The 23014-nt window shown below is 73.0% G+C and carries 18 protein-coding genes and 1 rRNA gene; 11 read left to right on the plus strand and 8 right to left on the minus strand.

Annotated features, from left to right (window positions below):
• Window positions 1–161: 161 nt before the first annotated feature.
• A 5S ribosomal RNA gene (rrf, locus tag ACFZA0_RS00005) occupies window positions 162–278 on the plus strand.
• Between the two features lie 109 nt (window positions 279–387).
• Here the strand turns inward: rrf and ACFZA0_RS00010 are convergent.
• The 5 genes from ACFZA0_RS00010 to ACFZA0_RS00030 are packed head-to-tail and all read right to left on the minus strand — an operon-like array spanning window position 388 to window position 6010.
• Window positions 388–1698: a DUF58 domain-containing protein gene (locus ACFZA0_RS00010; RefSeq protein WP_391008643.1), complete on the minus strand. Its 1311-nt coding sequence runs from the start codon at window positions 1696–1698 to the stop codon at window positions 388–390.
• Window positions 1698–2690, minus strand: a complete 993-nt coding sequence (locus tag ACFZA0_RS00015) for an AAA family ATPase (protein WP_391008646.1) — start codon at window positions 2688–2690, stop codon at window positions 1698–1700. Before ACFZA0_RS00015 ends, ACFZA0_RS00010 begins: the two co-directional genes overlap by 1 nt.
• Entirely contained in the window at window positions 2687–3886 is a 1200-nt protein-coding gene (locus tag ACFZA0_RS00020) for a DUF4350 domain-containing protein (protein WP_391008650.1), read from the minus strand. Before ACFZA0_RS00020 ends, ACFZA0_RS00015 begins: the two co-directional genes overlap by 4 nt.
• Window positions 3883–4671: a DUF4129 domain-containing protein gene (locus tag ACFZA0_RS00025; protein ID WP_391008653.1), complete on the minus strand. Its 789-nt coding sequence runs from the start codon at window positions 4669–4671 to the stop codon at window positions 3883–3885. Before ACFZA0_RS00025 ends, ACFZA0_RS00020 begins: the two co-directional genes overlap by 4 nt.
• A gap of 4 nt (window positions 4672–4675) precedes the next feature.
• Window positions 4676–6010: a glycerophosphoryl diester phosphodiesterase membrane domain-containing protein gene (locus ACFZA0_RS00030; protein ID WP_391008656.1), complete on the minus strand. Its 1335-nt coding sequence runs from the start codon at window positions 6008–6010 to the stop codon at window positions 4676–4678.
• A 164-nt stretch (window positions 6011–6174) separates the two neighbouring features.
• On the opposite strand from ACFZA0_RS00030, the gene mtnA reads away from it, so the two are divergent.
• The 7 genes from mtnA to ACFZA0_RS00065 all read left to right on the plus strand — a co-directional run bounded on the left by mtnA (window position 6175) and on the right by ACFZA0_RS00065 (window position 14958).
• The gene (gene mtnA / locus ACFZA0_RS00035) at window positions 6175–7317 is read left to right on the plus strand and encodes an S-methyl-5-thioribose-1-phosphate isomerase (RefSeq protein WP_391008659.1); all 1143 of its coding nucleotides are present in this window, start codon (window positions 6175–6177) and stop codon (window positions 7315–7317) included.
• Between the two features lie 15 nt (window positions 7318–7332).
• Window positions 7333–8010, plus strand: a complete 678-nt coding sequence (gene mtrA / locus ACFZA0_RS00040) for a two-component system response regulator MtrA (protein ID WP_391008662.1) — start codon at window positions 7333–7335, stop codon at window positions 8008–8010.
• 1 nt (window position 8011) lies between these two features.
• Entirely contained in the window at window positions 8012–10093 is a 2082-nt protein-coding gene (mtrB, locus tag ACFZA0_RS00045) for an MtrAB system histidine kinase MtrB (RefSeq protein ID WP_391008665.1), read from the plus strand.
• Window positions 10083–11921, plus strand: coding sequence for an LpqB family beta-propeller domain-containing protein (locus ACFZA0_RS00050; RefSeq protein WP_391008668.1), 1839 nt, complete (start codon window positions 10083–10085; stop codon window positions 11919–11921). Before mtrB ends, ACFZA0_RS00050 begins: the two co-directional genes overlap by 11 nt.
• Before the next feature lie 174 nt (window positions 11922–12095).
• Window positions 12096–12992 carry a ComF family protein gene (locus ACFZA0_RS00055; protein WP_391008671.1) on the plus strand — a complete coding sequence of 299 codons (897 nt, stop codon included), beginning with the start codon at window positions 12096–12098 and terminating at the stop codon, window positions 12990–12992.
• Between the two features lie 311 nt (window positions 12993–13303).
• Window positions 13304–13993: a ribosome hibernation-promoting factor, HPF/YfiA family gene (gene hpf / locus ACFZA0_RS00060; RefSeq protein ID WP_391008675.1), complete on the plus strand. Its 690-nt coding sequence runs from the start codon at window positions 13304–13306 to the stop codon at window positions 13991–13993.
• Between the two features lie 200 nt (window positions 13994–14193).
• On the plus strand, window positions 14194–14958 hold the full coding sequence (locus ACFZA0_RS00065; RefSeq protein WP_391008678.1) for a response regulator: 765 nt from the start codon (window positions 14194–14196) through the stop codon (window positions 14956–14958).
• Window positions 14959–14983: 25 nt separating this feature from the next.
• Here ACFZA0_RS00065 and ACFZA0_RS00070 read toward each other — a convergent pair whose 3' ends face one another.
• Both ACFZA0_RS00070 and ACFZA0_RS00075 read right to left on the minus strand, forming a co-directional pair.
• On the minus strand, window positions 14984–16159 hold the full coding sequence (locus ACFZA0_RS00070) for a DNA glycosylase AlkZ-like family protein (protein WP_391008681.1): 1176 nt from the start codon (window positions 16157–16159) through the stop codon (window positions 14984–14986).
• Window positions 16160–16289: 130 nt separating this feature from the next.
• Window positions 16290–16901 carry a GNAT family N-acetyltransferase gene (locus tag ACFZA0_RS00075; protein ID WP_391008684.1) on the minus strand — a complete coding sequence of 204 codons (612 nt, stop codon included), beginning with the start codon at window positions 16899–16901 and terminating at the stop codon, window positions 16290–16292.
• A gap of 303 nt (window positions 16902–17204) precedes the next feature.
• Here ACFZA0_RS00075 and secA point away from each other — a divergent pair, with 303 nt between their 5' ends.
• A complete protein-coding gene (gene secA / locus ACFZA0_RS00080) occupies window positions 17205–20033 on the plus strand; it encodes a preprotein translocase subunit SecA (protein ID WP_391008687.1) in 2829 nt (942 codons plus the stop codon).
• A 242-nt stretch (window positions 20034–20275) separates the two neighbouring features.
• Here the strand turns inward: secA and ACFZA0_RS00085 are convergent, their stop codons facing one another.
• Window positions 20276–20806, minus strand: a complete 531-nt coding sequence (locus tag ACFZA0_RS00085; protein WP_391011719.1) for an Rv3235 family protein — start codon at window positions 20804–20806, stop codon at window positions 20276–20278.
• Between the two features lie 484 nt (window positions 20807–21290).
• Between ACFZA0_RS00085 and ACFZA0_RS00090 the strand changes: the two genes are divergently transcribed.
• On the plus strand, window positions 21291–21806 hold the full coding sequence (locus ACFZA0_RS00090; protein ID WP_391008690.1) for a DUF6912 family protein: 516 nt from the start codon (window positions 21291–21293) through the stop codon (window positions 21804–21806).
• Between the two features lie 127 nt (window positions 21807–21933).
• Window positions 21934–22608: an HAD family hydrolase gene (locus ACFZA0_RS00095; protein WP_391008692.1), complete on the plus strand. Its 675-nt coding sequence runs from the start codon at window positions 21934–21936 to the stop codon at window positions 22606–22608.
• The last annotated feature ends 406 nt before the right edge of the window (window positions 22609–23014 follow it).

Genomic DNA, 23014 nt, shown 5'->3' on the forward strand with positions numbered 1-23014 from the left:
GTTGATAGGCCGGATATGGAAGCCAGGTAACTGGTGGAGTTGACCGGTACTAATAGGCCGAGGGCTTGTCCTCAGTTGCTCGCGTCCACTGTGTTGGTTCTGAAACCACGAACAACCGTCGTAGCCATGTGCCACGGCTCCGGTTGACAGTTTCATAGTGTTTCGGTGGTTTTAGCGTTAGGGAAACGCCCGGTTACATTCCGAACCCGGAAGCTAAGCCTTTCAGCGCCGATGGTACTGCAGGGGGGACCCTGTGGGAGAGTAGGACGCCGCCGAACAATTTTTATGGGAGAGCCCCACACCGTATGGTGTGGGGCTCTTTCGCATTTCCGGGCCTCTGCACTCAGCTGAATTTGGAGAATGCAGAGGCCCGGAAACGTCGAGTTGTCAGAGGCGTCCAGCGGCTTTGAGCGCGAGGTAGGCGTCCGCGAGGGCCGGTGCGAGGTTTTCCGGGGTCTCGTCGACGACGGTGACCCCGTGCTGGCGGAGTTGTTCCGCGGTGCGGTCCCGCTCGGCGGTGGCCCGTGCCGCCGCTGCCGCCTCGTAGACCGCGTCCACTGTGCCCCGTGCCGTCGCCATGCGGTCGACGTACGGATCGGCGACTGCGGCCACCAGGACCGTGTGGCGCTGCACGAGCTGCGGCAGGACGGGGAGCAGGCCCACTTCCACCGGGGCCGCGTCCAGGGTCGTCAGGAGCACGATCAGGGAGCGGCGTGCCGCGGTGCGCAGGGCCGTCGACGTCAGGCCGCGGGCGTCGGTCTCGACGAGCTCGGGTTCCAGCCCCGCCATGGCGTCGACGAGCGAGGGCAGTACGTCGCGCGCGGAGCGGCCCTGGACGAGGGCGCGCACCCGGCGGTCGTAGGCGAGCAGGTCGACGCGGTCGCCGGCGCGTGCGGCCAGGGCGGCCAGCAGCAGAGCGGCGTCCAGGGCGGCGTCGAGGCGCGGTACGTCGCCGACCCGGCCTGCCGACGTGCGGCCGGTGTCGAGCACCACCAGGACGTGCCGGTCGCGCTCGGGGCGCCACGTGCGGACGGCCACGGAGGTGTGGCGGGCCGTGGCGCGCCAGTCGATGGAGCGGGTGTCGTCGCCGGGCACGTATTCGCGCAGGCTGTCGAACTCCGTGCCGTCGCCGCGTGTCAGCACGCTGGTGCGGCCGTCGAGTTCGCGCAGGCGGGCGAGCTTCGAGGGCAGGTGCTTGCGACTGGTGAACGGCGGCAGGACGCGGACCGTCCACGGCGCCCGGTGGGTGCCCTGCCGGGTGAACAGGCCCAGCGGCCCGTACGAGCGGATCGTGACGCGGTCGGCGGTGCGGTCCCCGCGCCGGGTGGGGCGCAGCCGTGTGGTGACACGGCGGCGTTCGCCGGGCGGCACCGTCAGGTCGTGCCGGGACGCCGCGGTCTCGGTGCCGGGCTGCCAGCTGCTCGGCGGCCAGGCGTCGCGCACGCGCGCGCGAAGGGGGCGACGGGAGGGGTTCGTGACGGTGAGGGTGACGTCGGCGCTTTCGCCGAGGCGTACCGAGGTGTCGCCGGAGCGCGTCAGGCCGAGCCGGCGGACCGGGGCCGCGAGCGCCCAGTCGCAGGCGCAGGCCGCCGCGAGGGTGCCGTTGACGGCCAGGATGCCGCTCCAGCCGGGGTCCCAGATGCCGACGGGAAGGGAACCCACGGCGGCCAGGAGCGCGGCGCGTCCGGTGAACGCCATCAGCGGGGGACCGGCACGTGGTTGAGGACGGACCGGACGACGGCGTCGGCCGTGACCCCCTCCATCTCGGCCTCCGGACGGAGCTGCACGCGGTGCCGGAGCGCGGGGAGGGCCAAGGCCTTCACGTCGTCGGGGATGACGTAGTCGCGTCCGGTCAGCCATGCCCAGGCGCGGGCCGTCGCGAGGAGCGCGGTCGCGCCGCGGGGCGACACGCCGAGCGACAGGGACGGCGACTCGCGGGTGGCGCGGCAGATGTCGACGACGTACGCGGTGATCTCGGGGGAGACCTTCGTGGCGGCGACCGCGTCGCGGGCGGCCTCCAGGTCGGCGGCGCCGGCCACCGGGCGGATGCCGGCGGCGCGCAGGTCGCGTGGGTCGAAGCCCTGCGCGTGGCGGGTGAGGACGCCGATCTCCTCCTCGCGGGAGGGCAGCGGGATCGTCAGCTTGAGCAGGAAGCGGTCGAGCTGGGCCTCGGGCAGGGGGTACGTCCCCTCGTACTCGACGGGGTTCTGTGTCGCGGCGACCAGGAACGGCTCGGGGAGCGGGCGCGGGGTGCCGTCGACGGTGACCTGGCGCTCCTCCATGGCCTCCAGGAGGGACGACTGGGTCTTCGGCGGAGTGCGGTTGATCTCGTCCGCGAGGAGCAGGTTGGTGAAGACCGGGCCCGGCTGGAAGGAGAACTCGGCGCTGCGGGTGTCGTAGACCAGGGAGCCGGTGACGTCGCTCGGCATCAGGTCGGGGGTGAACTGGACGCGCTTGGTGTCCAGGTCCAGGGCGGACGCCAGCGCGCGGACCAGGAGGGTCTTGGCGACGCCGGGGACGCCTTCGAGCAGGACGTGTCCGCGGCACAGCAGGGCGACGACGAGGCCGGTGACGGCGGGGTCCTGGCCGACCACGGCTTTGCCGATCTCGGTGCGCAGGGACTCCAGCGAGGCCCGTGCGCGGGCCGGGTCCGCGGTGCCCCCGGCGTTGTCAGTGGTCGGGTCCATCATGGACGGCGTACCTCTCTTTCGAGGGCGTCGAGTCGGTCGGCGAGGGAGACGAGGGCCGCGTCGTCGCGGGGCGGCGGTCCGAAGAGCAGGGCGTGCAGGGGCTGTTCGCCGCCGGTGACGCGGGCGGCGAGCGCGGGCAGCAGTGCCTCGGGGCTGTCTGCCCGGGAGGCGGGGAGGCCCAGGAGCCGGGCCAGTCGGGTGCGGGTCGCGGAGCGCAGGGCGTCGGCGCCGCGGTCGCGTGCCCTGACCTTGCGGTAGAGGCGGGCGCGGCCCTCCGCGGTCTCGGACGCGCGGACGGCCACGGGGAGGGCCTCGGCGACGAGCGGCCCGAGCCTGCGGGCCCGCCACAGGGCGGCGACCGCCGCGGCGACGAGGAGTTGCAGCGTGCCCCACAGCCAGCCCGGGGGGATCAGGTCGAAGAAGCCGCCGCCGCTGTCGGTGGCCGTGTCGTCGGAGAGCGAGGGGAGGTACCAGACCACATGGGGCCGGGAGCCGAGCAGTTGGAGGGCGAGCGAGGCGTTGCCATGCTCGTCGAGGTGGCTGTTGAGGAGGATGCCGGGCGATCCGACGACGACCGTGTCGCCGTGTCCGGCCGCCGTGGGCAGGCGCACGAGGGTGGGCAGTCCGTCGCTCGGGTAGCAGACGTCGGCGGTGGGGTCGGCGACGGTGTAGCGGATGCCGCCGGTGTCGGCGTCGCCGGCGCGGACCGCGGCGGGCAGGGTGCAGTCGGCCGCGAGCGTCGTCCCGGCGGCGGGCAGCGGGTCCGCGGTGAGCCCCGGGGCGAGCCGTCCGACGGAGGGGACGTCCGGCGCGACGAGGACGGTCCGGCCGCCCGAGCCCGCGGTCGCGGCGCGCAGCCGTCGCTGCTGGGCGGGTGTCAGCAGGTCGGGCACGGCGACCAGGAGCGTGGTGTCCGGACCGGCGGCGGCGCGGGCGCCGGCCAGGGTGCCGACGACGCGGGTGGAGACGCCGCGGTCGGCGAGGAGTTCGGCGACCGCGCGGCTGCCCGCGGGGTCGGCGGAGCGCGGGTCGAGGCTGCCGTGCCGGGCGGTGGACCGGACGGCGGCGATCGCGACGGCGGCGACCAGGAGCAGGACGGCGCCGAGCAGCACCCCGCGCGAACGGGTCCACACCTGGCGGGTGGTGGGCGACGTCGAGGTGGGGGCGGCGGCCGGGAGCGTGGCCTCGGTGGTCATCCGGTGCCTCCCGGGCCCGCGGCGCGGGGCGCGCCGGGAGCGACGGGCTCGGGCCGCGTGCGCGCCAGGTCGTCGTCGAGGGCGGCGAGTTCGCGGTACGCGGGCTCGTCGGCGCGGCGGCCGCCGTACGTGACGGCGTCGAACTGCCGGGCGGCCGCGAGGAGCCGGGCGGTGTGCGCCGGCAGGGAGCGGCCCGCGTCGGCGGCCGCCTCGTCGGCGGTGCGGCCGGGGCGGACGTCGAGCAGCGCGCGTTCCTCCAGCGAGCGCACCACGGCCCGCATGCGTTCCTGGACAGCCTGGCTCCAGTGGCCCTGGGCGGCGTGCTCCTCGGCGGCGGCCCGGTGCTCGGCGGCGCTGCGGGGGCGGTCGTCGAACAGGGCGGGGGCCGGGCGCGACAGGCGGCGCGGGGTGCCCAGGCGCCACCACAAGGCGGCCACCGCGGCGACGACCACCAGCGCCACGACGACGAGTCCGAGGGTGCCGCCGGGGGTCGCGGAGACGTTGTCGAACAGCCCGGCGATCCAGTTCCAGAGGCCGTCGACGGCCCGGCGGAAGAGGCTGGGGTCGTTCTCGTGGTACATCCGCTCGGACAGTTCCCGGCGGGCGGCCTCCCGGGCGGGGTCGCGCGGGACGGTCACCGGCGGTCCGGCGTCCGCGCGCGCCGAGGCCCGCACGGTCGCCGTCCGCACGGCGGTGCCGTGGGCGCGCAGCAGGGCCCGCAGGGCCGCGTCGGATATGTGCGGCTGTGTCGGCACCGCTGTGAGAACTCCCCCCGCCCGGTACATCGCGTCAGTTGCCGGGGCCTGCCCCGGTGTTGTTCGTACCGTAGTCCTGGACACCGGCGGCGCGCGCCAGTTCGAGATCAAGAGCTTCGCGACGGATGCGCTGGTCGACGTAGAGGAGCACGGAGACTCCCGCCGTGACCGGGAACGTGATCATCGAGCCGATGACCGAACCGACCCCGCTGATCACCAGGAAGGTCCAGCCGAAGTCGCCGCCGGAGGCGGTGCCGAACAGGTCGCCCCCGCCGTCGCCGCCGACGAGCATCGCGATCACGGTGAACGGGATGACGACGATCGACGCGACGATGTTCGCGATGAGGGTGGCGAGGAGCTGGATGCCGAAGATCCGCCACCAGGAGCCGCGCACCAGCTTCACCGAGCGGGTCAGCGCCTTGGCGATGCCCTGCTTCTCCAGCATCAGCGCGGGCGAGGCGAGCGAGAAGCGGATCGCCAGCCAGCCGGCGACGACGAGACCGGCGAGGCCGCCGAGCACGGCCAGGGCGGTGCCGCCCGCGGAGGCCCCGAGGACGGCCACGAGGATGCCGGGCAGCGAGCCGACGGCGGGCAGCGCGACCACGACGAGCAGCAGCAGGACGACCAGGCCGAACAGCCTGGGCAGTTGGGGCCGGGCGTCGCGCCACGCCTCGCCCGTGGAGACGCTGCGACCGAGTACGGCGCGGCTGGTGACGGTGGTGAGCAGGGCCGTCGCGAAGATCGTGCCGATCATGGCGACGATGCCCACCACGCCGGAGCTGACCAGCGTCCGGCCCAGGGCGCGGTAGAGCTCGGACAGGGAGGCGTCCGGGTCGTTCAGCGCGTCCGTGCCGGTGCTCTCGTCGAGGACGAGGCCGCGCAGCAGGACGACGACGATCTCCGTGACGACCGCGACGGTGAGGGAGATGCCGAGGACGGTGCGCCAGTACGTGCGCATGGTGGACACCGCGCCGTCGAGGATCTCGCCGACGCCGAGGGGGCGCAGCGGGATCACACCGGGCTTCGCGGCCGGGGGCGGTCCGCCCCAGCCGTTGCCCCATCCGTTGCCCCAGCCGGCGGGCGGCGGGTAGCCCCCCGGGCCGGCGGGAGGGCGGTGCCCCCAGCCCTGCGGGGGCGGCGGCGCCTGTCCCGGAACGGGCGGGCCCGTGGGCGCGGACCACTGGCCGGGGACGGGCGGGGGCTGCTTGCCCGCCCAGCCGGGACCCGCGCTCGCGGCGTCGGGTCCGGCCGTGCCGGCGTCCGTGGGCGGTGCCGTGCCGTCGGGGCGGGCGGCCGGCTCACCGGGGGCGGGCTCCCGTCCGTCGGACGGGGCGGATCCGGGCGACGCCCAGCCCGGAGTGTCGTTCATCGTCGCTCCTTCACGGTGCCCTTCCGCGCTCGCGGCGGCGGGTTGGCAGACATCGTGCCACGGGGCGGGTCCGGGGTGACCGGGCAAGGGGGGAGCCGTGCCTGTTCGCGCACGGCTTCCGGCACACCTTCAATTGTCCGGCGGGTACGGGGCAGACTGACGCCATGGCTGACCAGTACGCGCAACCCCGCGAGGACAACCGGCCGACCGAGATCCCGGCCATCCGCTGGGACGAACCCCCCGAGGGACCCGTGGTGGTCCTCCTCGACCAGACCAGGCTGCCCACCGAGGAGGTCGAGTGGGTGTGCACGGACGCGTCCGCCCTCGTGGAGGCGATCCGCTCGCTCGCCGTGCGCGGGGCCCCGCTGCTCGGCATCGCCGGGGCCTACGGCGTCGCGCTGGCCGCGGCCCGCGGCTTCGACGTGGACGACGCCGCCGCGGCGCTCTCGGGCGCCCGGCCCACGGCGGTCAACCTCTCCGTGGGCGTGCGCCGGGCGCTGGCGGCGTACCGGGGGGCGCTGTCCGCCGGGCAGGGCGACGCGCGGGCCGCCGCGGCCGCCCTGGACGCGGCGCGGCTGCTGCACCGGGAGGACGCCGAGGCCAGCGCCCGCATGGCGGGGCACGGGCTGGCGCTGCTGGACGAGCTGGTGCCGGGCGGCGGATTCCGCGTGCTGACGCACTGCAACACCGGCGCGCTGGTCTCCGGCGGCGAGGGCACGGCGTTCGCGGTGGCCCTCGCGGCGCACCGCGCGGGGCAGCTGAGACGGCTGTGGGTGGACGAAACGCGCCCGATGCTGCAAGGTGCTCGCCTGACGGCGTACGAGGCGGCGCGCAACGCGATGGCGTACACCTTGCTCACCGACAACGCGGCGGGTTCGCTGTTCGCGGCGGGGGAGGTGGACGCGGTGCTGATCGGCGCGGACCGGATCGCGGCGGACGGCTCGGTGGCGAACAAGGTGGGGAGCTATCCGCTGGCCGTGCTGGCCCGCTACCACCATGTGCCGTTCATCGTGGTGGCCCCGTTGACGACGCTGGATCCGGCGACCCCGGACGGCGCGTCCATCGAGGTGGAGCAGCGCCCCGGACACGAAGTGACCGAGGTCACAGCACCACAGGTTTCGGCCACCGGAGGAGGCGGCGGGATTCCGGTCGCACCCCTCGGAACCCAGGCGTACAACCCGGCGTTCGACGTGACCCCGCCGGAACTGATCACTGCGATCGTCACCGAGGAAGGTGTCGTTTCGCCCGTGACGGCCGATGCTCTGACCGAGCTGTGTGCCAGGTCACGACAGGTAACGATTAGCTAATGGGATGATGTCGTTATGAAGGGACGAGTCCTTGTCGTCGACGACGACAGCGCACTGGCCGAGATGCTCGGCATCGTGCTGCGTGGTGAAGGTTTTGAGCCGTCTTTTGTAGCCGACGGCGACAAGGCGCTGGCCGCTTTCCGTGAGTCCAAGCCCGATCTGGTGCTTCTCGACCTGATGCTGCCCGGACGGGACGGCATCGACGTGTGCCGCCTCATCCGGGCGGAGTCGGGTGTGCCGATCGTGATGCTCACGGCCAAGAGCGACACCGTCGACGTCGTCGTGGGCCTGGAATCGGGTGCCGACGACTACATCGTGAAGCCGTTCAAGCCGAAGGAGCTGGTGGCCCGTATCCGGGCGCGGCTGCGGAGGTCCGAGGAGCCGGCGCCGGAGCAGCTCACCATCGGTGACCTGGTCATCGACGTCGCCGGTCACTCCGTGAAGCGGGACGGGCAGTCGATCGCGCTGACCCCGCTGGAGTTCGACCTGCTGGTGGCGCTGGCGCGCAAGCCGTGGCAGGTGTTCACGCGTGAGGTCCTGCTCGAACAGGTGTGGGGCTACCGGCACGCGGCGGACACCCGGCTGGTGAACGTGCACGTGCAGCGGCTGCGGTCCAAGGTCGAGAAGGATCCGGAGCGTCCGGAGATCGTGGTGACCGTCCGTGGTGTCGGTTACAAGGCGGGACCGAGCTGACATGTCGGAAGACAGTGCCGCTTCGGCCCCCGGACCGTCCGGGACCCGCGCGGAGCGGCCTGTCGGCCCGAAGCGGGCGGGTTCCCGCTGGGAACGCCTCCTGGAGGGCGGTCTGCTCCGGGGCGGCGTCCAGGGCAGCCCCGTACTGCGGCTCTTCGTGCGCTGGGTGCGCCGCCCGCTGCTGCCCGTCATGCGGTTGTGGCGGCGCAACATCCAGCTCAAGGTCGTCGTCACGACCCTGCTGATGTCGCTCGGCGTGGTCCTGCTGCTGGGCTTCGTCGTCATCGGCCAGGTCCGCAACGGGCTCCTCGACGCCAAGGTCAAAGCGTCGCAGAGCCAGGCGACCGGCGGTTTCGCCGTGGCCAAGCAGAAGGCCGACGAGGGCACGGCCGCGACCGGTGACGACGGTTCCGTCGGCTCCGGCGTGGACGGGCGCTCCACGCAGAACGTCATCCAGTGGATGAGCGACCTCGTGTCGTCCCTCTCCAGCGGCGGCCAGGGCGCCTTCGACGTGGTGACGCTCCCCGCGGGCGACGACAGCGCCGGCGGCCGCGGTCCGCGCGCCTCCGGCGGCGTGGACCCCACGGCGAGCATCCCCGAGGACCTGCGCGCCCGCGTCGACCGCAACACCGTGGCCGCGCAGAGCTACACCCGCGTCACCTACAGCACCGGCAAGGGCTCCCAGCCCGGCCTGGTCATCGGCAAGCAGGTCAACGACCCGAACGGCGACCCCTACCAGCTCTACTACCTCTTCCCGCTCACCCAGGAGGAGAAGTCGCTGAGCCTGGTCAAGGGGACGCTCGCGACGGCCGGGCTGTTCGTCGTGGTGCTGCTCGGCGCGATCGCGTGGCTCGTGGTGCGCCAGGTCGTCACGCCCGTGCGAATGGCCGCCGGGATCGCCGAGCGGCTGTCCGCGGGACGCCTCCAGGAGCGCATGAAGGTCACCGGCGAGGACGACATCGCGCGGCTCGGCGAGGCCTTCAACAAGATGGCGCAGAACCTCCAGGTGAAGATCCAGCAGCTGGAGGGCCTCTCCCGGATGCAGCGCCGGTTCGTCTCGGACGTCTCGCACGAACTGCGCACACCGCTGACGACCGTGCGGATGGCCGCCGACGTCATCCACGAGGCGCGCGCGGACTTCGACCCGGTCACCGCGCGCTCCGCCGAACTGCTCGCCGACCAGCTCGACCGCTTCGAGTCGCTCCTCGCCGACCTGCTGGAGATCAGCCGCTTCGACGCCGGCGCGGCCGCCCTGGAGGCCGAGCCGATAGACCTGCGGGACGTGGTGCGGCGCGTCGTCACCGGCGCCGAACCGCTCGCCGAACGCAAAGGCACGCGCGTACGCGTCGTCGGCGACCAGCAGCCGGTGGTGGCCGAGGCGGACGCCCGCCGGGTGGAGCGCGTGCTGCGCAACCTGGTCGTCAACGCCGTCGAGCACGGCGAGGGCCGGGACGTCGTCGTGAGGCTCGCCTCGGCGGGCGGCGCCGTCGCGGTGGCCGTGCGCGACTACGGCGTCGGGCTCAAGCCCGGCGAGGCCACCCGCGTCTTCAGCCGCTTCTGGCGCGCGGACCCGGCACGCGCGCGGACGACGGGCGGTACGGGCCTCGGCCTGTCCATCGCCCTGGAGGACGCGCGACTGCACGGCGGCTGGCTCCAGGCATGGGGGGAGCCGGGCGGCGGCTCGCAGTTCCGGCTGACGCTGCCGCGCACCGCCGACGAGCCGCTGCGCGGGTCGCCGATACCCCTGGAGCCCAAGGACGCCAGGCGCGCCCGCGGACACGACGGGAACGGCGGCCGGGGCGGCCCGGTCAAGACGGCCACGGTGCCGATGCAGCAGAGCGGCGAGACACCGCCGTCGCGGGACCCCATAGCGTCCCGCACGGCCGCGGCGGCGCCCACGGCCGACCCGACGGCGCTGCCCGGCAGCGGCGCGCGCGTGGTGCCGCGGCCCGCGTCGGGCACCCGGCGCCCCGAGGAGCCGCAGGGCGCCGACCCGGCGCGGCACGGGGCTCCCGGGGGCACGGCGCACCGCGGGGGGCAGGACGGGCCGGACGAGCAAGGGGAGGCATTCCGTGGGCGCTGAGCGCGAGGGGGGCGCCCGGCGACGGCCGGGACGCGCGATGGCGTACGCCGCCTGCGGGGTGGTCCTGCTGGCGGGCTGCGCGTCCATGCCGGACAGCGGCGACCTGCGCGACGTCGAGTCCACTCCGCGCCAGGAGACCCAGGTACGGGTCTTCGCGATGCCGCCCCGGGAGGACGCCCCGCCCTCGGAGATAGTCCAGGGCTTCCTGGAGGCGGTGACCAGCGACGACCCGAACTACGCGACCGCGCGCCAGTACCTGACGGAGAGCGGGTCGAAGCTGTGGCGGCCCGAGTCGGCGACGACGGTGCTCGCGGACGGGCCGGAGGTCAAGGTCCCGGCGGGCGAGCGGCAGGACCGGCAGGACGGCCGGTCGGGCAGCGGTTCCTACGGCTTCGAACTGTCCGGCACCCGGGTCGCCACGGTGGACGACCACCAGTCGTACACGGCGGCCGACGGGGTCTACCGGGCGCCCGTCCACCTCGTCCAGGACAAGAAGACCCACCAGTGGCGCATCGACACGCTGCCGCAGGGGATCGTGGTCGGCAAGTCCGACTTCCAGCGCAACTACATGTCCGTCAACAAGTACTTCTTCGCCTCCGGGGACACCGGCGGCCAGCCGACGGCCGTCGCCGACCCGGTCTACGTGCGCAGGCGGGTCGACCCGATGACGCAGATGGTGCGGTCCCTGCTGGAAGGGCCCACGAGCTGGCTCGACCCGGTGGTGCGCAGCAGCTTCCCGACCGGGACGGCGCTGAAGAAGGGCGTCACGTCGCTCGCGCCCGACGACCAGAACAAGCTCACGATCCCGCTGAACGCGAAGGCGTCCCGGGTGAGCACGAAGAAGTGCGACGAGATGGCGACGCAGATCCTGTTCACCCTGCAGAACCTCTCGCCGGCCGTGGACGAGGTCGAGCTCCAGCGGTCGAACGGCACCCAGCTCTGCGTGCTCGGCGCGGACGACGCGGAGGTCGTCGCCTCGCACGGCGCCGTCAAGCGGCCCGAGTACGTGTACTACCTCGACTCCAAGCACCGGGTCGTCCGGATGGCCGGCGGTGTCTCCGGTACGCACGCGGACCCGGTGCCCGGCGAACTCGGCACCGGGGACGTCGAGTTGCAGTCCGTCGCGGTGGCACGCGACGAGCACACCGCGGCGGGGGTGAGCCTCGACGGCAAGCAGTTGTACGTCGGTTCGCTGGTCTCGGGGGGCTCGCTCGGCGACCCGGTGCTCACCAGCGCGGGCAAGGACGCCGACGACCGCCTGACGACGCCCAGTTGGGACGCGCGGGGCGACCTGTGGGTAGCCGACCGGGATCCCGCGAGGCCGAGGCTGCTGATGCTCAAGCAGGGCGCGGGCGACCCGGTCGAGATCAAGGTCGCGGGACTGGACGGACGGATCGACGCGGTACGCGTGGCGGCCGACGGCGTGCGGATCGCGCTCGTGGTGGAGAAGGGCGGCAAGCGCTCCCTGTTCATCGGCCGGATAGACCGCGACGAGACGAACGACCAGGCCGTCGAGGTACGTGAACTGCGGTCCGCCGCACCGGACCTGGAGGACACCACGGCGATGTCGTGGGCCGGTGACAGCCGTCTCGTGGTCGTCGGCCGCGAGAAGGGCGGCGTCCAGCAGGTGCAGTACGTCCAGGTCGACGGCTCCACCCCGGAGGGCCAGGCGCCCGCCGCCCTCACCGGCGTGAAGCAGATCGCCGCGTCCGAGGACGAGCGGCTGCCGCTGGTGGCCTACTCGGAGGACGGCATCGTGCGGCTGCCCACCGGGGCGCAGTGGCAGAAGGTCGTCAAGGACGCCTCCGCGCCGGTCTACCCGGGCTGAGGGCCCCGGGCGCGGGACGCGGGCGGGACAGGACGGGGGCGGGACGAGGGCGGGCGGTCGGTCGAGGACCGCCCGCCCCCTCTTTTTGTTGCCCCGGGCACCCGGCCCCGGGTTGTCCACAGGGGGTTTTCCACAGGGGTGGCCGGACCGCTCCGGGGTGGGCACAGTCGTTGCATGCGCAGGTGGTGGCAGGACCTCAACGACCTGGTGCTTCCGACCGAGTGCGGGGGCTGCGGCAGACAGCGCGCCGTGCTCTGCGGACGGTGCCGCGCCGCTCTGCTCGGGACGCCGCCGCGCCGGGCGCGCCCCGCGCCGGAGCCGCCCGGCCTGCCCGCGGTGTACGCGGCAGCGCGGTACGGCGACGAGGTGCGCGCCGCGCTCCTGGCCCACAAGGAGCGCGGCGCGCTGGCCCTGGCCCGGCCGCTCGGCGAGGCCCTCGCGGGCGCGGTACGGGCCGGGCTGCGGGGCGCCGGCGCCGCCGGGAGCGGCCGGGAGGTGCTGCTCGTGCCGGTCCCCTCGTCCCGGGGCGCGGTGCGGGCGCGGGGACACGACCCCGCGCGCAGGATCGCCCTCGCCGCGGCGGCGCGGCTGCGCGCAACCGGCACACCGGCGGGGGTGGCGGCCGTGCTGCGGCAGCGGCGGCCCGTTGCCGACCAGTCGGGGCTGGACGCGCGCCGGCGGGCGGACAACCTCGCGGGGGCGCTGGCGGTGACCCGCGCGGGCGGCGTCCTGCTCGCGGGCGGGGGCCGGATCGTCCTCGTGGACGACCTGGTCACCACCGGTGCCTCGCTCGCGGAGGCGGCCCGTGCCGTCGGACGGCAGGTGCGGGACGGACGGGAGAGCACGGCCGTGCACGGTGATCCGGCTCCGCCTGTGTACGCGGCGGCAAGTCGGGAAGTCAGAGAGAACGAAGGTGAAGGGACGGCCCGGTCGATGGTTGAACGCAGGTGCGGTACGGCGCGTACCGCAGACGGAACGCCCGGGGCGGACGGTCCCGCGGGGCTCGGACGGGTCGTGTGCGCGGCGGTGGTCGCCGCCTCACACGCCTCCTTCGAAATAAACCGGAACTGACTGAAAAACTTCATCGTTGCAGGTAATGGACTTCCGAATTCACCTGAACGGAGGTACGCGGCAGTAGAGGGTGACGACTTACCTCCCGGCGAGATATGTTCGGTTGTACGGGAAGGCGCAGGCCAAGCCCCTCATATCCGAATGCCGTGCGGCGGTTTTCCGCAATCACCCGTGTCAGTGGGGTGTGGATCTCGCACACGGGGGATGTGGAGGTGGAAGTCACCGAGTCCGAGGCTCCGGCGCCACCGGAGCCTGGTGCGAAAGGGAGACGCTCCGCCCAGAAGCGGAGCGATCCGGGAACGGAGTTCTGCGTGGACATCGTCGTCAAGGGCCGCAAGACCGAGGTACCCGAGCGGTTCCGCAAGCACGTGGCCGACAAGCTGAAGCTGGAGAAGATCCAGAAGCTCGATGGCAAGGTGATCAGCCTGGACGTCGAGGTGTCCAAGGAGCCCAACCCCCGTCAGGCCGACCACTGCGACCGCGTCGAGATCACCCTCCGCTCGCGCGGCCCGGTGATCCGGGCCGAGGCGGCGGCCAACGACCCGTACGCGGCCCTCGACCTGGCGGCGGAGAAGCTGGGCGCCCGGCTGCGCAAGCAGCACGACAAGCGCAACACGCGCCGCGGCGCGCGTCGGCTCACGGCCGCCGAGGTGCCGGACCACGTGCCGGGCGTGGCGACCCTCGACAGCAACGGCGAGGTGCAGCACGACGAGCCGGACGAGGTGCCGACGAAGATGGTCGGCTCGCTGGAGGTGCAGGGGGACGGCCCCCTCGTCGTCCGCGAGAAGACCCACGTCGCCTCCCCGATGTCGCTCGACCAGGCGATGGAGGAGATGGAGCTGGTCGGACACGACTTCTACCTGTTCGTCGACGCGGACACCAAGGAGCCGAGCGTCGTCTACCGGCGGCACGCCTACGACTACGGCGTCATCCACCTCAGCACCGACCCGATGGTCACGCAGAGCGCGCCCCCGGCGGCCGGTGACACGTTGGGCGGCTGACCCCCGGCCCTACCGCGGACGGTGCCCCTGGAGCGCGAGTGCGCCCCCAGGGGCACCCCTGTGCGACCACCTCGTGCACCGCTCTGTCACCCCAGTGCCGTCCGGGCATGGAATCATGGCCGCAACGGCCCAACCGATGGGCTGTTGCCTTGGGTTGGCGATGGCTCAGGACCAGGCCGCAGCCTTCAGGGGGAGGAACGATGGCGGACAGCTTCGGGCCGATGCACGCCGGGAACGCCGGTGTGGGCGTCGTCGGCATGGACGCGCGGACGGACACGGACCCGGGCGCGGATCCTCCCGGCCGTGAACCGATCCGGGTACTGGTGGTGGACGATCACGCGCTCTTCCGGCGCGGGCTGGAGATCGTGCTCGCCGCGGAGGAGGACATCCAGGTCGTCGGAGAGGCCGGTGACGGCGCGGAGGCCGTCGACAAGGCCGCCGACCTGCTGCCCGACATCGTGCTGATGGACGTGCGGATGCCCAAGCGGGGCGGCATCGAGGCCTGCACCTCCATCAAGGAGGTGGCCCCCAGCGCGAAGATCATCATGCTGACGATCAGCGACGAGGAGGCCGACCTCTACGACGCGATCAAGGCGGGCGCGACCGGATATCTGCTCAAGGAGATCTCGACCGACGAGGTGGCGACGGCCATTCGCGCGGTGGCCGACGGCCAGTCGCAGATCAGCCCGTCCATGGCCTCGAAACTCCTCACCGAGTTCAAGTCGATGATCCAGCGTACGGACGAAAGGCGCCTCGTGCCGGCGCCCCGGCTGACGGACCGTGAGCTGGAAGTGCTCAAACTCGTCGCCACCGGCATGAACAACCGGGACATCGCCAAGGAGTTGTACATCTCCGAGAACACCGTGAAGAACCACGTCCGCAACATCCTGGAGAAGCTGCAACTGCATTCCAGGATGGAGGCCGTGGTGTACGCGATGCGGGAGAAGATCCTCGAAATCCGTTGAGCCGCGCGGTCGGTCCGGGTTTCCCTCAGCCGAGGAGAGCGGCGAGTTCCGCGGTGAGCGGGCCGCGCAGGGCGGGGGAGTCCACCCGCTCCACCCGGACGTTCGTGCAGTCGACCCAGCCCGCCGCCTCCACCAGTGCCTGCGCGAGCGCGGGTACGGCCCTCGGGCCGTCCAGCGTCACCTGGCGGGCGACGAGGGTGCGGCCCTCGCGGGCCGGGTCCACCCGCCCGACCAGCCTGCCGCCGGCGAGCACCGGCATCGCGAAGTAGCCGTGGACGCGCTTGGGCTTGGGGACGTATGCCTCCAGGCGGTGGCTGAAGCCGAAGATCCGTTCCGTGCGCGCCCGTTCCCACACCAGGGAGTCGAACGGGGACAGCAGCGTGGTGCGGTGCCGGCCGCGCGGGACCGTGGCCAGGGCCTCGGGGTCGGCCCACGCGGGCTTCGCCCAGCCCGCCACGGTCACCGGGACCAGACCCGAGTCGGCGATCACCGCGTCGACCTGCTCGCCCTTCAGCCGGTGGTAGTCCGCGATGTCCGCGCGGGTACCGACGCCCAGCGCCCGGCCGGCGAGCGTCACCAGGCGGCGCAGGCACTCGGTGTCGTCCAGGTCGTCGTGCAGCAGCTCCGCCGGGATCGCGCGCTCGGCCAGGTCGTACACCCGCTTCCAGCCGCGCCGCTCGACGCACACCACCTCGCCGTACATCAGGGCCCGCTCCACGGCGACCTTCGCGCCCGACCAGTCCCACCACTCGCTGGTGCGCTTCGCGCCGCCCAGCTCCGTTGCCGTGAGCGGGCCCTCGGTGCTCAGCTGCTTGACGACCTGCTCGTACACCCCGTCGGGCAGGTCGTGGTTCCAGTGCGGGCGGGCGCGGTAGGCGCGGCGGCGGAAGGCGAAGTGCGGCCACTCCTCGACGGGGAGGATGCACGCGGCGTGCGACCAGTACTCGAAGGCGTGGGTGTCCTTCCAGTACGCGTCCTCCACGGTCCTGCGGCCGACCGCGCCCAGGCGGGCGTACGGGACGAGCTCGTGCGAGCGGGCCAGGACCGAGATCGTGTCGAGCTGCACCGCGCCGAGACGGCGCAGGACCCCGCGGACGCCGCCCCTGCGGTCGGGGGCGCCGAGGAGACCCTGGGCCCTCAGAGCGATCCGGCGGGCGTCGTCCGCAGACAGTTCGGTGGCGGGGCGCGGAAGGGTGGTCATGCCCGCACGATAGGCGCAGGCACTGACATCGCGGTGCCGTCCGGGCCGCTTCGGGCGGCGCGTCCGCCCCGCGTCGCCGCCCCGCCCCGTGCCCGCCGCTTCCCGTGCCCGCCCGTGCGCTCCGTCGTCGTCACCTGCCCGTGCCGGGGCCGGTGCGCCACTCCGGTCCGGGCAGGTACGGCAGAGTCGGTGACAGCCCCAGGTCGGAGGGGAGAAGGGAGCCGATCCAGCAGTCCCGCCAGGTCCCCTTGTTGTTGATCGCGGAGCGCAGCGTGCCCTCGACGGTGAACCCGGCGCGTTCGGCGACCGCCCGCGACGGCTCGTTGCCCAGTTCCGCGCGCCACTCGATCCGGTCGAGCGCGAGCCGGGTGAAGGCCCAGTGGGACACGGTGACGGCTGCTTCCGTGACGTGCCCCCGGCCCCGGTGCTCCTTGGTCCCCCAGTAGCCGATCTCGCCCACGCCCGGGGAGCGCATCGTCACGGCGAGCATGCCCGCCAGGTCGCCGCCGGCCGCGGTCCCGTCCTCCAGGAACAGACCGAAGGTGAACATCGAGTTGTCCGCCCAGCCGTCCGGGACGAGCCGCGAGGTGAAGGCGAGCGCGTGCTCGGGCAGGTACGGGGAGGGCACGGTGGTCCAGCGCTGGATGTCGGCGTCCTGGGCCGCGGCGTGGACGGCGCCGGTGTCGTCGGCCCCCACGGTGCGCAGGACGAGCCGGCCGGTGGTCAGGGTGACGGGTTCCATCGGCCGATTCTGCGCGCGGGGCGGGCGGGACGCCATCCTCGGGGGTGCGCCGCCCGCAGGACGCGACCGCGCGTGCGCGCACGGTCACAATTCCCGCAATTCACCGGCTCGGGTCGGCACCATCGACGGGCTCCGGCCGTTGTTCCCTGTGAGGCGCCGCCGAAGGCGTTCGCCGAAGAGGCGAACAGTCGCCGTCACAGCGGGCTCCCGGCGCGGCGGGGTCCTCGCATACGATGGCCGTTGCTCAGTCATGTCAATGGAAACCGACCGTCCCAGGCCCGACCGGCAAGGAGACCAACCCCCGTGTCCGTCCTCTCGAAGATCATGCGTGCAGGCGAAGGCAAGATCCTGCGCAAGCTGCACCGCATCGCGGACCAGGTCAACTCCATCGAAGAGGACTTCGTCGACCTCTCCGACGCCGAGCTGCGGGCCCTCACCGACGAGTACAAGCAGCGGTACACCGACGGTGAGACCCTGGACGACCTGCTCCCCGAGGCGTTCGCCACCGTCCGCGAGGCCGCCAAGCGCGCCCTCGGCCAGCGCCACTACGACGTCCAGATCATGGGCGGCGCCGCCCTGCACCTCGGTTACGTCGCCGAGATGAAGACCGGTGAGGGCAAGACCCTGGTCGGCACGCTCCCCGCGTACCTCAACGCCCTCTCCGGAGACGGCGTGCACCTCATCACGGTCAACGACTACCTGGCCGAGCGCGACTCCGAGATGATGGGCCGCGTCCACAAGTTCCTGGGCCTGTCGGTCGGCTGCATCATCGCCAACATGACGCCGGCCCAGCGCCGCGAGCAGTACGCGTGCGACATCACGTACGGCACGAACAACGAGTTCGGCTTCGACTACCTGCGCGACAACATGGCGTGGGCCCAGGACGAGCTCGTCCAGCGCGGCCACAACTTCGCCATCGTCGACGAGGTCGACTCGATCCTCATCGACGAGGCCCGTACGCCGCTGATCATCTCCGGTCCGGCCGACCAGGCCACCAAGTGGTATGGCGACTTCGCGAAGCTGGTCACCCGCCTGAAGAAGGGCGAGGTGGGCAACCCCCTCAAGGGTCTCGAGGAGACCGGCGACTACGACGTCGACGAGAAGAAGCGCACGGTCGCCATCCACGAGAACGGTGTCAGCAAGGTCGAGGACTGGCTGGGCATCGACAACCTCTACGAGTCGGTCAACACGCCTCTGGTGGGCTACCTGAACAACGCCATCAAGGCGAAGGAGCTCTTCAAGAAGGACAAGGACTACGTCGTCATCGACGGCGAGGTCATGATCGTCGACGAGCACACCGGCCGTATCCTCGCCGGCCGCCGCTACAACGAGGGCATGCACCAGGCGATCGAGGCGAAGGAGGGGGTGGACATCAAGGACGAGAACCAGACCCTCGCCACGATCACCCTCCAGAACTTCTTCCGCCTCTACGACAAGCTCTCCGGCATGACCGGTACGGCGATGACCGAGGCCGCGGAGTTCCACCAGATCTACAAGCTCGGCGTCGTCCCGATCCCGACGAACCGGCCCATGGTGCGCCTGGACCAGTCGGACCTGATCTACCGCACCGAGGTCGCGAAGTTCGAGGCGGTCGTCGACGACATCGCCGAGAAGCACGAGAAGGGCCAGCCGATCCTCGTCGGCACCACCTCGGTCGAGAAGTCCGAGTACCTCTCGCAGCAGCTCAGCAAGCGCGGCATCCAGCACGAGGTGCTCAACGCCAAGCAGCACGACCGTGAGGCGACGATCGTCGCCCAGGCCGGCCGCAAGGGCGCCGTGACCGTGGCGACGAACATGGCCGGCCGCGGTACCGACATCAAGCTCGGCGGCAACCCCGAGGACCTCGCGGAGGCGGAGCTGCGCCAGCGCGGCCTCGACCCCGAGGAGCACATCGAGGAGTGGGCGACCGCGCTGCCGGCCGCGCTGGAGAAGGCGGCGGAGGCCGTCAAGGCGGAGAAGGACGAGGTCGAGGACGCCGGCGGCCTCTACGTGCTGGGCACCGAGCGGCACGAGTCGCGCCGCATCGACAACCAGCTCCGCGGCCGTTCCGGCCGTCAGGGCGACCCGGGCGAGTCCCGCTTCTACCTGTCGCTGGGCGACGACCTGATGCGGCTGTTCAAGGCGCAGATGGTCGAGCGCGTGATGTCGATGGCGAACGTCCCGGACGACGTGCCGATCGAGAACAAGATGGTCACCCGCGCGATCGCGTCCGCCCAGTCGCAGGTCGAGCAGCAGAACTTCGAGACCCGCAAGAACGTCCTCAAGTACGACGAGGTCCTCAACCGCCAGCGCGAGGTCATCTACGGCGAGCGGCGGCGCGTCCTGGAGGGCGAGGACCTCCAGGAGCAGGTCCAGCACTTCATGGACGACACGATCGACGCGTACGTCGGCGCGGAGACCGCCGAGGGCTTCCCGGAGGACTGGGACCTCGACCGGCTGTGGGGCGCGTTCAAGCAGCTCTACCCGGTGAAGGTCACCGTCGAGGAGCTGGAGGAGGCGGCGGGCGACCGGGCCGGTCTGACCGCCGAGTTCATCGGCGAGTCCATCAAGGACGACATCCACGACCAGTACGCGGCGCGCGAGGAGCAGCTCGGCTCCGAGATCATGCGTGAGCTGGAGCGCCGGGTCGTGCTGTCGGTCCTGGACCGCAAGTGGCGCGAGCACCTCTACGAGATGGACTACCTCCAGGAGGGCATCGGTCTGCGCGCGATGGCGCAGAAGGACCCCCTGGTCGAGTACCAGCGCGAGGGCTTCGACATGTTCACGGCCATGATGGACGGCATCAAGGAGGAGTCCGTCGGCTACCTGTTCAACCTGGAGGTCCAGGTCGAGCAGCAGGTCGAGGAGGTCCCGGTCGAGGACGCGAAGCCGAGCCTCGAGAAGGACGCCGAGCGGATTCCGCAGGACGCGGTGCCGGCCCAGGCGGGCTCGCGGCCGGAGATCCGTGCCAAGGGCCTGGACGCCCCCCAGCGGCGCGAGCTGCACTTCTCCGCCCCCACGGTGGACGGCGAGGGCGGTGTCGTCGAGGGCGACTTCGCCAGCGACGACGAGCCGGTGCGCTCCGAGGCCGACGGCCTCACCCGCGCCGAGCGCCGCAAGCAGGCGAAGACGGGGCGCCGCCGCAAGAAGTGAGCAGTCGGCGGTGAGTGGTGACGTGAGCCCCTGCGCACAGGGGCGGGACGTGCGGCGGGGCCGGGCTCTTTCGGGAGCCGGGCCCCGCCGTCCGCGTTCCCGGGGCCGGGGCCGTGGAACGGTGAGCGGCGTGGGGGCCCGTGCCGTCCGCGTACGGGGCGTGGTGGGCGGCGCGGGCCGTGCCGGTTGCCGTTCCGCCGCCTCGTCGCGGGAGGTCCGCAGGCGGGCGTCTGCGGGCGCCGTCAGCCGTCGCCCCGGCGGCCGGTGCCGTGCGGGCGGGGGCCGCCGAGTTCCACGGCGGTGCAGCGCCAGCGCAGGTCGGCGCCCTGCTCCAGCCGGAAGGCCATCGCCCGTACCTGCTCACCGGCGGCGATCCGGGCGAACGCCTCGACGGCGCCGGGCCGCGGTTCGCAGTACCCGACGTCCCGGACGACGGGGCGGGCGCCGCGGGTGCGCAGCGTCCCGCGTTCGGCGAGCCGGGCCAGGTCGTCGTAGGCGTGGCCGACGGTGTGCCGCAGCATCCAGTGGACGGGCCGCTGCCCGCTGAGCACGGCGAGCAGGCGCTCGGCGAAGACGTCGGTCGGGCGCGGCTGCCGCAGCGTGTTCGCCGCCGCCCGCACGGGGTCGGGAGAACCGGCAGGGCCCCGGGAGGGCCCCGCCACCCGTACGGGGCGCCCGTCGGCGGGACGGGTGCGCGGCGGGGCGCCACCGGGGCGGCGGGGGTCGCGGCGGCCGGGCGGGCGCACCCCCGGCCGGCGCTGGGCCCGGCTCATGACCTTGGCCGGGGCGGTCAGGGAGGGGACGGCCGCCTCCGGTGGGGCGGTGCCGCCGGGAGCACCCGTGCCGTTCGTGGAGGCCGCGTCGGTGGTGCTCGTGGAGGTCGTGGTGGTGGTGCTCATGGTGTCCCCGCTCGGCCGGCCCGGCTGTACCGGGCAGTAACTCCGTGTCGGGGATCTTGTACGGGGGCGCGGACGGCGACGGCAAGCTGCGGCGGCCCAGCGCCGGACCGCCGGGGAAATTCACTTATCAGGATGACGCGGCGGGCCGGCGCCCTTTGCCCGCGGGGGAGCACCGGGTGAACGGGTGGGTGCCGGGTTGACGCCCGCGGGGCCGGGGACCGCAATCCGAAAGGGGACTCCGCACGTATCCTGAGAGCCCCGTCCGGACCTGGTGGGCGCCCCTCTCCGGGCCCCGGCCGGCCCCCTCGGCGTCGAGCCCCGGCCCCCGGGCCACCACCCACGACGAAAGCGGCCAGCCATGCGCGTCTACGTCCCCCTGACTCTCTCCGGTCTCGCCGAGGCGTACCCGAAGGGCGACCTGGGGCCCGCGCCGCTCGTCGCCTACGCCGTCACGCCCGCGCTGCGCGAGTGGTACGTCTCGGACGACATCGAGGAACTGGAGTACGCGGCGCTGAACCGGGCCGCGCTCGCGTCGCTGCGCCTGCTCGCGGCAGACCCGGCTGCACGCGGGCTCCGGGTCGTCGTCGCCGTGGACGTGCCCGACCGGGCCGCCGCGTCCGACCCCGACCGCGGGCTCGACCGGGAGGCGATCGGCGAGGTGCGGATCGACGGGACGGTGACGCTGGCCGACGCGGCCGCCGTGCACGTGGACGCGGACGACGCCGAGGGCGACGTGCGGGCGGCCGCGCGGGCGCTGGCGGCGGCCGACGGCGGTGACGGCGACGCGCAGTTCGTCGTGGACGGCGCGGAGGACCACGAACTGCTCTGGTTCGCGACGCAGGAGATCCCCAACCTGGTGAACCGCGAGGACTGAGACCGCGCACCGCCCCTCCGGCCGCCCCCGGCCGCAGGTCCGGGCGGTGTCCCGGGCGTTCCCGGGCGGTCCGCGGGGTTGTCCACAGGCCCGCACGGCTGTCGACGGGGGCGGGTATTTTTCCGGCATGGGGAAGCAACGGACAGCACACATCGTCTGGGACTGGAACGGAACCCTGTTCCACGACAACGCGGCGATCATCGGCGCGACGAACGCGGCCTTCGCGGAGCTGGGCCTGGAACCGATCACGCTGGAGCGGTACCGCGCGCTGTACTGCGTGCCGGTGCCGAAGTTCTACGAGCGCCTCATGGGGCGCCTGCCCACCGACGCCGAGTGGGCGGTCATGGACGCCACGTTCCAGCGCTTCTACACCGAGCACCAGATCGGCTGCGAACTGACCGAGGGGGCGACCGCGCTGCTCGCCGACTGGCGCGCGGCCGGGCACAGCCAGTCGATACTCAGCATGTACGGGCACGACGAACTCCTGCCGCTGGTAAGGGGGTTCGGCATCGAGCCGCACTTCATACGCGTCGACGGCCGGACCGGTCCCTCCGGCGGCAGCAAGGCCGAGCACATGGTGCGCCACCTCGGGCACCTCGGTGCGCTCACCGGTGTCGAGGCCGCCCGCACGGTCGTGATCGGTGACGCCGCCGACGACGCGGTGGCCGCGCGGCACGTGGGGGCGCGGGCGGTGCTCTACACCGGCGGCTCGCACAGCCGCGCCAGCCTGGAGCGGGTCGGCGTCCCGGTGGTGGACACCCTCGCCGAGGCCGTCGCGGAGGCCCACCGCCTGGCCGCGTGACCGTGCGCGGGCCGCGGCACCGCACCCCCTCCGTCCGGTGCCCGGTGGCGTGATCCCGACGCCGCGGTCCGGGGGCCGGCGGCGGGCGGGACGGGTGCCGGCACGCGCCCGGGAGGTCCCGGCGCGGGGGCGGCACATCCCGGCCACCGCCGCTCCTGTGCAGAACGTCAAAGTTGCACCCCGGGTTTTGTACACATACGGCTCATGACGGGCACCCCTCGCGGGGGGATAGCCTTGGGGCCGTGATCAGCGCGATATCTCGCGGGGGCACTGTCGCCCCTGCTCCGCGCCCGGAGAACACGGACCACATCCGTGACCGGGCGGCGATCGCCGATCCTCGTGGGCGGGACGGAGCCTCCACGGCTCCCAGGACGCCGGGCACCCTCGTCGCGACCATGTCGCCGAG

Origin of the sequence: Streptomyces sp. NPDC008150, assembly GCF_042956945.1 — a bacterium.
Classification (GTDB): Bacteria; Actinomycetota; Actinomycetes; order Streptomycetales; family Streptomycetaceae; genus Streptomyces.